Source organism: Niveispirillum sp. BGYR6, from assembly GCF_027568365.1.
In the GTDB taxonomy this organism is placed as follows: domain Bacteria; phylum Pseudomonadota; class Alphaproteobacteria; order Azospirillales; family Azospirillaceae; genus Niveispirillum.
In genome coordinates this window covers 891269-902590 of sequence record NZ_JANLNL010000002.1, presented here as the reverse complement: position 1 = coordinate 902590, position 11322 = coordinate 891269, and the positions used below count along the sequence as shown (strand labels likewise).

The 11322-nt window shown below is 67.8% G+C and carries 9 protein-coding genes; 3 read left to right on the top strand and 6 right to left on the bottom strand.

Annotation, left to right across the window (positions count from 1 at the left end; translation table 11 throughout):
* Complete coding sequence (locus tag PCJ49_RS08110) at positions 1-3012, top strand: CHAT domain-containing tetratricopeptide repeat protein (protein ID WP_269910479.1); 3012 nt, start codon at positions 1-3, stop codon at positions 3010-3012.
* 21 nt (positions 3013-3033) lie between these two features.
* Here PCJ49_RS08110 and PCJ49_RS08105 read toward each other — a convergent pair whose 3' ends face one another.
* The 6 genes from PCJ49_RS08105 to PCJ49_RS08080 form a co-directional block, all read right to left on the bottom strand.
* Positions 3034-3552, bottom strand: coding sequence for a hypothetical protein (locus PCJ49_RS08105; protein WP_269910478.1), 519 nt, complete (start codon positions 3550-3552; stop codon positions 3034-3036).
* 13 nt (positions 3553-3565) lie between these two features.
* Positions 3566-4084, bottom strand: coding sequence for a hypothetical protein (locus tag PCJ49_RS08100; protein ID WP_269910477.1), 519 nt, complete (start codon positions 4082-4084; stop codon positions 3566-3568).
* Positions 4077-5204, bottom strand: a complete 1128-nt coding sequence (locus tag PCJ49_RS08095) for a hypothetical protein (protein WP_269910476.1) — start codon at positions 5202-5204, stop codon at positions 4077-4079. Before PCJ49_RS08095 ends, PCJ49_RS08100 begins: the two co-directional genes overlap by 8 nt.
* Positions 5205-5306: 102 nt before the next feature.
* On the bottom strand, positions 5307-6260 hold the full coding sequence (locus tag PCJ49_RS08090; RefSeq protein ID WP_269910475.1) for a GNAT family N-acetyltransferase: 954 nt from the start codon (positions 6258-6260) through the stop codon (positions 5307-5309).
* Complete coding sequence (locus tag PCJ49_RS08085; RefSeq protein WP_269910474.1) at positions 6257-6532, bottom strand: hypothetical protein; 276 nt, start codon at positions 6530-6532, stop codon at positions 6257-6259. The genes PCJ49_RS08090 and PCJ49_RS08085 overlap by 4 nt, the downstream gene beginning before the upstream one ends.
* A gap of 72 nt (positions 6533-6604) precedes the next feature.
* A complete protein-coding gene (locus PCJ49_RS08080) occupies positions 6605-6898 on the bottom strand; it encodes a hypothetical protein (protein ID WP_269910473.1) in 294 nt (97 codons plus the stop codon).
* A 230-nt stretch (positions 6899-7128) separates the two neighbouring features.
* Between PCJ49_RS08080 and PCJ49_RS08075 the strand changes: the two genes are divergently transcribed.
* Positions 7129-10875, top strand: coding sequence for an ATP-binding cassette domain-containing protein (locus PCJ49_RS08075; RefSeq protein WP_269910472.1), 3747 nt, complete (start codon positions 7129-7131; stop codon positions 10873-10875).
* Complete coding sequence (locus PCJ49_RS08070; RefSeq protein ID WP_269910471.1) at positions 10872-11042, top strand: hypothetical protein; 171 nt, start codon at positions 10872-10874, stop codon at positions 11040-11042. The genes PCJ49_RS08075 and PCJ49_RS08070 overlap by 4 nt, the downstream gene beginning before the upstream one ends.
* The last annotated feature ends 280 nt before the right edge of the window (positions 11043-11322 follow it).

Sequence of the window (11322 nt, the reverse complement as noted above, 5' to 3'; positions counted from 1 at the left end):
ATGCAGCGGCAGATGAAGGATTGGATGCTGGCGCTGGGCGCCCTGCTGCCCCTGCTGCTGGCCGGATGCGCCGGGCCGGGAGCGGCACCGCCGACAGCCGGCACAAACGGCCCCGCCGCGTCCAGCAGCAGCGCCGGCGTGCCGGCCGGGACCGATGCCGGCGGTCGGCAATGCCGCGCCACCGCCTTGCCGCCGCTGGCCGGTGGCACCCTGGCCTGGGACATTGCCTGCGGGGAGGAGGGGGAGGCCGGGGGCCAGCTCTGGTCCCGCCCCGCCGCCGCCCCGCCGGTGGGGCGCGACGATCTGCGCCGCCTGTCCGACCGCAGCGACTGGGCCAGCCAGTTGGCGCTGAAGGCCAGTTGCCAGGAACCGCAATGGCTGCCCACGCCCTTGGGCGAGGCGATGGTGCAGCATTGCCAGCTCCGTGAAGGGGGCTGGCCGCATCTGTCGCTGGTGCTGGCGCTGGAGGGGCGGCTTTATCAGGCCGATGGCATCCCGGCCATGGCCGATCCTTTCCTGGCCGCCATCGCCATGGCAGCCGGCAAGCCTGCCCCCGCCCCGGTGCTGACGGCGGCCTTGGGGCTGGGTGAGCGGTCCTTTGGCAAGGGGGAGGTCACCCGCTTCGACGGCGACCGCCGCCAGGGCCGGCTGGCCAACAGCCTGGAGAATTTCGCGGCGGCTGAGGCATCATATCGTCGGGCGCTGGCCATGCAGACCCGCATCCTGGGGCCGGACGCACCGGGCCTTGGCGACACGCTGATGGCCCTGGCGCTGGAGGTGAGCAACCAGGGTCGCTATGAAGAGGCGGATGGCCTGTTCGACCGGGCCGAAGCGCTGATTCAGCGGTCGTTCGATCCGGCCTTGCGGGCGCGGCTGTTGGCCTATCGCGGCTATCACGCGCTGGCGGCCGGGCGGCCGGAAACCGCCCTGGTTCTGGCCAAGGCCGCCAGTGCCGCCCGCCGCCAGCGCGTGGCGGAGCTGGAGGGCGATGACCCCACCGGCCTGAACCGCGCCGTGCTGGGCAATCTGACGGTGGCGCGCGCCGAACTGATCCATAGTCTGGTGCTGGAGGCCGCCATCGGTATCCGCCTGCGCCAGGCCCCGCTGGCGGAAGCGGCCAGTGCGGAGGCGCGGCGCATTTTCGACCGCACGCCGGGTTTGCCCTCCTGGTGGCAGCCGCGCCTGCTGGCCCAGCAGGGCATGGCCGATGCCATGGCCGGGCGCACGCGGGAAGGGCTGGAAAAGCTGGAGGCCGCGACGGCGGCCAGCCGCGCTTTGTTCGGCGAAGGCTGGCCCGTCGCCAGCCTGTTGCTGGAACGCGGCCGGGTGGCGGCAGAGGCCGGGCTCAACGAGCCGGCCCTGGTCAGTTTCGAGGCGGCCTTTACCATCATCCGCAGCGCCGACCAGCCGCCGGCCCAATTGCCGCTGGACCGCATCGCCCCTTATCTGCGGGCTGCCCTGGCGGTGGCAAAGGCCAAACCGACCGAGGCCCCGGCCCTGCACGCCGCCATGTTCCAGGCGGTGCAGTTGGTGCGCGAAGGGGCGGTGGGCCAGACCATCGGCCGTGCCGCCGCGCGTTTCGCCACCAACGACCCGGCGGCGGCCGAGGCGGTGCGCAGCCAGCAGGAAGCCGCCCGCCAGCGCGACCGGCTGCGGCTGGATCTGGCGGCGGAAACCGCCAAGCCGGATGGCCAGCGCTCACCCGCGCGTGAACAATCCCTGCGCACGGAACTGGAGGCCGCCAGCCGCCGGGCCGATGCCGCCGATCAGGCGCTGGCCAGCCGCTTCCCCGATTATAACCGCCTGACCCGTTTCACCACGCCCACCGGGGCAGAGGTGGCCGCCGCCCTGCGGGAGGGGGAGGCGCTGTCGCTGTTCGCCTTTGCCGATCAAGGCGGTTTCGGCTTTCTGCTGCGGCCCCAGGGGGTGACGGCCTATGCGGTGGATATGGCACGGGCCGAGCTGACCCGGCAGGTGCAGGGGCTGCGCCGGGCCTTTGTGCCGCGGGATGGCGGGCTGCTGCCCTTTGATCTGGCGGCGGCGCACGGGCTCTATCAGGCGCTTTATGGTCCGGTGGCGGCGGAAATGGCCGGTGTGCGACGGCTGGATCTGGTGCCGGGTGGGCCGCTGCTCAGCCTGCCGCCGGCCCTGCTGGTCACGGCACCGGCGGCGGCGGGGGATTATGCCGGGGCGGCCTGGCTGGCGCGCGGGCGGGCCATTGCGGTGGCACCATCGGTTCCGGCCTTCCTGTCGCTGCGCCGGCTGGCCAGCCGCTCCACGGCGCAAAAGCCCTTCATCGGGTTCGCGGCCCCGCCCTTCCAGGGGGCGGCGGGCCGTGCCGATGGCATGGCGGCCCTGGCCAAGGAATGCCGCACCGGCGGGGCGGTCGATCCGGCCCTGCTGCGCAGTCTGGCCCCGCTGCCGGAAACGGCCGATGAAATCCGCCAGATCGGCCAGGGGCTGGGGGCCACGCCCGATGCGCTGCTGACCGGGGCGGCCGTTACCAAGGCGGCCCTGCGCCGGGCCAGCCTGTCCGATTACCGGGTGCTCTATTTCGCCACCCACGGGCTGTTGCCGGGGGAACTGCGCTGTCAGGCCGAGCCCGGCCTGGCCCTGGCCCCGCCCAGCAGCGCCAACCCCGATCCGGCGGATGACGGGTTGCTGACGGCATCGGACGTGGCGACCCTGCGGCTGAATGCCGAACTGGTGGTGCTGTCGGCCTGCAACACGGCGGGTGGGGGCCAGTTGGGTGGGGAATCCCTGTCCGGTCTGGCCGAGGCCTTCTTCTTCGCCGGGGCCCGCAATCTGCTGGTGACGCATTGGCAGGTGCCGTCAAAGCCCACCGTAACCCTGATGACCGACAGTTTCGCCGGCCTGCCGGTGGCGGGTGGCGATGCAGCGGCGGCGCTGGCGACGGCTCAGATGCGGCTGGCCGCCAGTCCCGGCACCGGCCATCCCTTCTTCTGGGCCGCCTTCACCCTGATCGGGGATGGGCTGGTGCCGGTGCGGTGAGGGGGTGTTGGTCTGTACGCGTCACGGCTGGTTTGACCAGCCGTGACGGATGATTTCCTTCATCTCACCGAACAGGGCGATCAGGTCGGGCACCATGCGTTCCATGCATTCCATGGTGCCGTCATATTTTGGGTTAATAATGTCCTCCCAGGTGGGGGCATCGTCGTTCTGCAGTCGTTCTGATGCATCTATGGCGAGATTGCGCCATGTGTCACCCACAGACTCTGTCCCTGACTTATCGACGCCCGATAGCATTGGATCAACCCAATCACCTTTTTTGATGACAATTGAGGGTGTCCATACCCATTGGCCGATCTCCACCTCATCAAATTCGATCATCTTCCAGCGTTTGAATTTTTTGATTGATGCTCCATTATCGGAAAATATTTTTGCTGTTCTCTCGAAATTTATCCCTATTAATGTTGCTTTGTATTTTTTGTATTTTTGACCCAATTTCATGAAGCTATAAACAAAACCACCATCGCATAATATGTTGATGAGGTGATTGTGCATGTTTTCGTTAAATTTTGACTCAGTCATATATTCTTCCCTCTCACGGCTGGTTCGACCAGCCGTGACGGATGATCTGCTTCATCTCACCGAACAGGGCGATCAGGTCGGGCACCATGCGTTCCATACATTCCATGGTGCCGTCATATTCAAGTGTCCGAATTTCTTCCCACGTAGGTGCATCGCCGTGTGGAAGCCGCTTGGCGGTGTAAAGAGCAAGGTTGCGCCAAGTATCTCCGACTGATTCGGTGCCTGATTGGTCGACGCCGGCCAACATGGGCTCAACCCAGTCCCCCTTCTTGATGACAAGGGATGGTGTCCATACCCATTGGCCGATCTCCGTCTCATCATACTCAATCATTTTCCAGCGTTTGATTTTCTTTATTTTAACGCCATTATCAGTGAATAACTTCGCTGTACGTTCAAAATCAATTCCTTCGGGTGTGGAATTGTACTTGTTGTATTTGTGGCTTAATTTTAGGTACGATTCGAGGAATCCTCCTTCGTATAAAATGTCCAAAAGATGATTGTGCAGGCTCTCATTGAACTTTTCTTCAGTCATATATTTTCCCCTCAGTATCTCGCAGCCTAACGCCGATTGTACGAGCATCATTTATAAAATCACTTGGCAAAGCCTTGCTTTGAGGGGGAAACTCAAGCCATATCGGTCCTTTGAGATGGGTGTCCCTCAACCTTCTAGGGCGAGATTGTACAGCAGCAATTTCGGTGCCGGTTCCATATTTGCGTTTCGCCTCAAGAAGCATGGCCCGTGCTGATTTGTGGCTGATATCTGCAATCTGGGTGTATTTTAATGATACGGGGCCGTCAGGAACCAATGAGTTTACAGGCTTATAGGCGTCAAGAACATAGCAACAGCTTCCATCCGGTCGCTTCACGTAGAGTTGAGTGAACTCATATCTGCTGTTCTGTTTTCTTTCCCATTCCTTCCCCGCCTGCACCCTGCGCAGGAACACCTCTTTCGGTGACAGTCCGGCGGCTGCACCGGCCTCCCTGGCTTCCACGACCTCCACCACCTGGAACGTCCGGGGCCGGGCCAGCCCGGTGCCGCGTTCCAGCCGCATCACCAGGGGGGAGAGCGTGTCGCGGGCAAACCGGGCGGTGCTGGCCAAGCGGGTGACGGCGGCTTCGGCGCGCGGCGACAGGCGCCCACCCCGCACACCGGTTTCCGCCGCCAGGAACTCCACCATACCCAGCATCTCGCGCTGGGAGCGCCCAAGGCTGGCCCGTTCGATCCAGCCCTGCCGGGCGGCCATCTCCGTCCCGCCGATGATGCTGGCCTGGATGCCATAGGCGGCCAGATCGAACAGATAGGCCGCCGCATTGATCGGGGCCGTGGCCACCCGGTTGACCGTGCCCAACAGGTCGGGCCGGTCCAGCCCGAAGCTTCGCCTTGTCTCGCCCCCGAAACCGGAAACGCCGGAAAGCGGCCCGATTTCCTGGGCAATCACCTCGGCGATGGAGCGCAGCCGTTCCGCTGGCGGCTGATAGGCGGGATCGGCGTAAAGGCTGGTCTCCAGCCCGTCCGGTGCTGTCACATGCAGCGGCACGGTGCCGTTGGGCACCAGCCCATAGCCGTCCGGCACCCACCAGTCATCGGGCAGTTCCAGCAGGAACAGGCCGACGAAACTGCCGCTATCCACTGTTGCTGTCTGGCCATCCATGGGGAAAACCTGCCCGCCACTACGCGGTCAAAGTGTCCCCCAGCCGCGCATCGGCGGTAAAGCAACCTTGCGGCTTACCCTTGCTGTCAACAGGGGTACCGCTTACCCCAGCACCCGCTCACTGCGATAGCGGCGGTCTTGTTCGCTGGCATAGGGGGCCAGCCGGTCGGCCATCAGGCGCATCATGCCGTCATTGCCATTGAAGGTTTCAAACCGGGCCGGGTGGTCCGCGCCATAGTGCCGGGCCTGAAGCGCTGCCGCTTCATAGAGGCCGCGGATCATCCAGCCGCAGCGGCGCAAGGGGCCGATGGTGAAGCCGGATGTGTAATGGATGCAGTCCAACTGCCGGTTCCGTTCCCCGATGATCCAGCCCACCACACGGGCCCGGTGGCGCAGCAGCAGGCTGACATGCGGGTCGGCGTGCGACAGCATCCAGTCCTGCAGGCTCAACCGTTCCTCCACCTGCCCGCCTTCATGCAGGCTTGCCAGTTCGTCCCGGTCGGCCTGGGTGCGGTCGGCCCACAGGCTGTGGCTGTAGCCATCGCGGTCCTGCCGGTCGAACAGGCTTTGCCAGTGCGGGCGGACGGCGTCGGTGAAGCCGGCGGGGCCGGTGAGGCGGATTTCCGCCAGCACCGGGGTGGACCAGCCAGCCCGCTGCAACAGCCCCTCAAACGCCCGCACATCGCGCATCCGGTTATTGTGGAAACAACAGAGCCGGGTGAAGCCGGCATCCATCGCCATGCCCTCCACCGCCGCCAACAGGGCAAGCGCGATGCCGCGCCGGCGCAGGGAAGGGGCCACCATGATGGACAGCAGCCGTGCCTCGCCCTCCCACATGCCCTCCACCAGGGCCAGCCCGGCCGGCATGTCACCGGCATGGGCGGTGACGGCAAAGCAATTGCCGGCAATCGGCGTGCCTGCCGGCTGTGGCCCGATGGGGTTTTCCAGCAGCACCGGGCGATAACGCGGATAGGTCAGGGCGGCAAAACCGGCCAGGGCACCGGCCATCTCCGGCGCCGGCCAGCGGGTGAACCGCACCCCGGAAAGCCCGGTCACTGTTTGCCCTGGCCGTACTGGCTGCCCCCGGCGGCGACCAGTTCCAGCTCGTGATCCGTCAGCTCATCATCATTGGCGATGGCGATGAAGGAGGTGAGGTCGCTTAACACCAGTTCCACATCGGCGGGCTGGATGGAAAGGCCGCTGGCTTCCGCCTCCCGCAGCACGGCGGCGATCAGGGTCGCATCATCCGGGCAGGCGAACAGGCGGCGCATCAGCGCCTCATTTTCCCGGATCTGGCGATAAAAGGCGACCAGCACTTCCTCGGTCATTCACCCATCCCCTTACCCCCTTGCCCGCCCAGGCCTCTTTGATGGGCATGGGGGTTTTCATGATCAAGCCATTTATTGCGCCGGCCGTCGGCGGCCGCCACCCTGATCCGGTGTGCTGGCTTTGGAACTGGTGCCGGCGGCAACCAGCTCCAGCTCATCATCGCTCAATTCATCGTTGGCGGCGGCCTGGATCAGGCTGTCCAGCCGGGCGCTGATTTCCGCCGCCGGTACGGTCAGGCCCAGGCGGGCGGACTGGGCTTGGATGGCGGCCAGCAAGGCGGCCTTGTCCGCAGCGCTGGCGCTCAATTGCGCGAACAAGCCGGCATCGGCGCGGATGGCGGCTTCCAGGCGGGCAAGGTCGGTCATGTCAGGGGTTCCGATTTGATGTTCTGCCGGGCAGGATGCCGCGCCAGCCCCGACCCCGCCAACCGGGGGTGGGTTTGCCTGCCCGGCAAATCACTATGCGCGGGCGTAGCGCACCCGCCCGGCAGATCGACAAGCCGCCCGCATCCGCCTTATCACCATGGCAGACGGGCGATGGATAATGGCGGAGCATGGGGCGGGACTGGCGGCATTGGTTCAGGCGGGAACTACGGGTGCCGCCCATCCGGCAGCGCCAGGACAGCGAATGCGCCGTGGCCGCCCTGGCCATGATCCTGGCCCATTATGGCCAGCCGGTGCCGATGGAACGGCTGCGCCAGGAAACCGGTGTGTCGCGTGATGGCTGCACGCTGGCCACCATCGCCGCCACCGCGCGGCGCCTGGGCTTTACGGTGCAAAGCTATTCACGCGATGGCGACGGGCTGGCGGCGCTGGGCTTTCCGCTGCTGGTGCAGCTGGATTTCAACCATGCCGTGGTGGTGGAGGGGGTGGAGGCTGACCGGGTGCGGGTCTGCGATCCGGCGCAGGGGCCTTTATGCCTGGACCGGGCAGAGTTTGACGACCGTTTCACCGGCATTGTGCAGCGCATCCGCCCCGGCCCCGATCTGCCACCACCCGCCCCGCCGCGACCGCTGCCCGACTGGCTGTCGGGTCTGTGGGGCTGGCTGGCGCCCGTGCGTGGCTGGCTGGCCTTGGCGCTGCTGTTGACGCTGGCGGGCTGGGCGGCGCTGGGCTGGGCGGTGACGGCGGCGTCACCCGTCTGGCTGCTGCCCGGCCTGGGTCTGTTATGGCTGCGCCTTTGCCTGCTGCGCCATGCCGGGGCAAGGGCGGCGGCGGCCACGCGGGCGACGCTGATCCAGCGGCTGGCGGAACAGCCCGCCCGCTTCTTCACCTATCGCCTGCCGCCGCTGCTGGCCCAGCAGATGGAAGCGCCCGACCGGCTAGCCCAGCGGCTGGCGGGGGTGGAGGGGGTGGCGCTGCTGGATGGGCTGGGGGCACTGCTGCCGCTGGCCCTGCTCTGTCAGCAGGCCCCGGCTGCGGGGGCGCTGGCGGGGGTGGGGTTCCTGGCCACGCTGGGGCTGCTGGCCGGGGCGCAGATCTCCCGGTTGGCACCGGGCCGGGTGCGGCGGCGGTTCGGCCAGGGTATGGTGATGCTGCCGGCGGACAGCCTGATCCATATCGCGCCGTTGAAACTGGCCGGGCGGCTGCGCCAGCGGCTCGCGGTGCTGGCCGCCGGCATGGCCCAGCGGATCAGCGCCCGCCAGCGCGTGGCCGGACGGACCTTGCCGCCGCTGCTGGCCCCGCTGCTGACGCTGGGGGCTGTGCAACTGGCGGGTGGGGCGGGCGCCGTGGCGCTGGGCCTGCTGCCGGTACTGGCGCTGTTGCGGCTGGTGCAGGTGGCGGATGATCCGGGCGGCTGGGCCGATGAGCTGGCATCCATCGCCGACCTGTCGCCAGCCCCAGCGGGGGAGGGGGCACCGACCCTGGTGACGGTTCAACCTGCCCTGGCGGTGACGGGCCTGACCTTCGGCCACCGGCCGGGGGCGGCACCGCTGTTCAGCTTGGTTGACCTGACCATTCCGCCGGGCGCGCAGGTGGGCTTGACCGGCGGGCCGGGGGCCGGGTGCAGCAGCCTGGGCCGGCTGCTGGCCGGCCAGATGCCCCCCTGGGCGGGGCAGATTTTCGGGCCGGAGCGGCGGTTGATGATCGATGCGGCCAGCCCGTTTCTGGCCGGCAGCCTGCGGGATAATCTGACCCTGTGGAATGCCGCCATTCCCGAGGCTGAGGTTGAAAATGCCCTGCGGCTGGCCGAGGCATGGGCGCTGGTGCAGGCGCGTGGCGGGCTGGACCAGCCTGTTGAGCAGGGGGCAACCGGTTTCAGTGGCGGGGAGCGGCGGCGGCTGATCCTGGCCCGTGCCCTGCTGCACCGCCCCGGCCTGCTGGTGCTGGACGGGTTGTTCGACTGTCTGGATCTGGCGCTGGAGCGGCGTATCCGCGCCAATCTGGCCGGGGCGGGGATCAGCCTGCTGGTGATCAGCCGCCGGGCTGCCACCCTGGCCGGCGGCGATGGCGCCTGGGAGTTGACACCGCAGGGGCTGATGCCCTGGCAGCCGGTGGCGGGTGAAAGCGAAGTGAGGGAAGGGCCGGGGACCACCGCCCCGCTGCCACCCTTGGCACCCAGCCCCGCCGCCCCTGCCATGGCTGCCGCCTTGGCCCAACTGGCCCGCAGGCTGGGCCGGGCGTGCGCTACGGGCGGTGGGGGGCTGGACGATCTGGCCCGCGACGCCGGGTTGCTGCTGCGCCCGGTGCGGCTGACGGGGCCGTGGCGGGTGCTGGATGGCTCGCCCCTGTTGATGGCGATGCCGGATGGCGGGGCGCTGGCCTTGGTGGCGCACAAGCTGGGGGGATATCGCGGGCTCTCGGCAGATGGCCGACTTTCCCCGCTGCCCACGGACTTGCCCGATGAGGCGCTGGCCGTGCTGCCCTTGCGGGAGCTGCGCGGCGGTCCCGCTGCGCTCGCCTGGGCGGGCCTGCGCCTGGGCGGTGGGGAGGGGATGGCCGGCTTTGCCGCCATGCTGGGGGCCGGGGGGCTGGTGCTGCTGGCGGGGGGATTGCTGGCGGGGCCGGGGCTCTGCCTGCTGGCGGCGGCGGGGTTGGTCTTCGCCTGGGGCTGGAGCCTGCGGGACCGGGCGCTGGCGCGCGGGCTGGCCGGGGTGCATCTGGCCCTGTGGTATCGGCTGCTGCGCCTGCCCGCCGCCTTCCTGCACCGGCAACCGGCGGCGGCGCTGGAAGGGCGGCTGGACAGTCTGGATGATATTGTGACGCTGGGGCCGGCGGCCTTGTGGGCCGGGGGGCTAGGTCTGGTGCTGCTGGCGCTTGGGGGCCTCTCCACTGCCTGGATGCTGGCCTTGCTGCCCCCGGTGGCAGCACTGGGCTGGCTGACGGCGCGGGGCTGGGTGGTGCTGCGCCAGCAGATGGCCGGCGATCAGCGTTTCCTGGCCGCCTGTCTGGCGGATTTCCCCGCCTTGCGCCAGATGGGGGCCGGGGCTGGCCTGCTGGCCCGCTGGGGCACGAGGGCAGAGCAAGCCCTGGCCCGGATGCTGGTATTGGCCCAACGCCGCCCCCTGGTCTGGCTGGCCGGGCTGGGCTTGGCGGGGCTGGCCCCGCCCGGCATGGCGGTGCCGCTGGTCGGGGCCCTGTTGGCGATGGAGGCGGCGTGGCGGCTGGCCCTGCTGGGGCCGGCGGTGCAGGCGGCAAGCCCGCTGCTGATCCCGATGCCGGAGGCCGGTCTGGTCGATGATCGCAGCCTGCCCCCGCCGCAGCGGGTGGAACTGGCCGACATGCATTTCCGCTATCCGGGTGCCGCCCGCCCAGCGCTAACGGGTGTCAGCTTGTCACTGGCGGGGGGCCAGGTGGTGGGGCTGACGGGCCCGTCCGGTGGCGGCAAGACCACCCTGCTGCGCCTGCTGCTGGGCCTGGAAACGCCTGATCAAGGTGAATTGCGGGTGGATGGCGCGCCCTGCACCCCGCAGCGGCTGTTTGCATTGCGGCGGCATATGGATGTGGTCGAACAGGATATGCGCCTGCCGCTGGCCACCGTGCGCCACCATCTGACCGGCGATAATCCCCGCCCGCTGGAGGAACTGGAAACCGTCCTGCGGCTGGTGGGGCTGTGGGAGATGGTGGCGGCCCTGCCGATGGGGCTGCAATCCCTGTTGTCGGATGCGATGCTGGGGGCGGGGGAGGTGCAGCGCCTGCATATTGCCCGCTGCCTGTTGACCCGCCCGCGCCTGTTGATTCTGGATGAGGCGACGACGGCGCTGGATCAGGCGACGGAGGCCCGCGTGCTGGCAGCTTTAAGGGAAGCGGGCTGTGCCTGCCTGCTGGTCAGCCACCGGCCGGAAAGTCTGGCCCTGGCGGACCGGGTGCTGCGGCTGGAAGAGGGAAGGCTGGTACCATGACCAATCCCCCCAAAAAGCGCCCCCTGTTCCGCGCCCAGGCGCTGGACCGGCTGACCACGCCGGACCGGATGGATTATCCGCTGCTGCTGGCCCGCCCGCGCCATGGAATGCTGCTGGCGGCGGTCATGTTGCTGGCGTTGGGGTTGGGATGGGCTGGGTTTGGCTGATGTTCGTTTCAGTTTTTCAGGCGCTTAGGCGTTTTCCTTCCGTCCCCGCTGCTGCGGCCTGTAGGTGCTAAGCTCGGGATTCGCACCTTTCCCGCTTCCCCCGCGAAAGCGGGGGTCCAGGGGCCTTTTGCGCTGATGTGTGGTTCTTGTGGCCCCTGGATCCCCGCTTTCGCGGGGAAGGCATTTCGGTGCGAGAGGCTAACTTAGCACCTGCAGGCCATAGCAGCGGTGACAGTGACGTGAGTGAATATAATGCATTGAAAAATAACAATGCATTCTC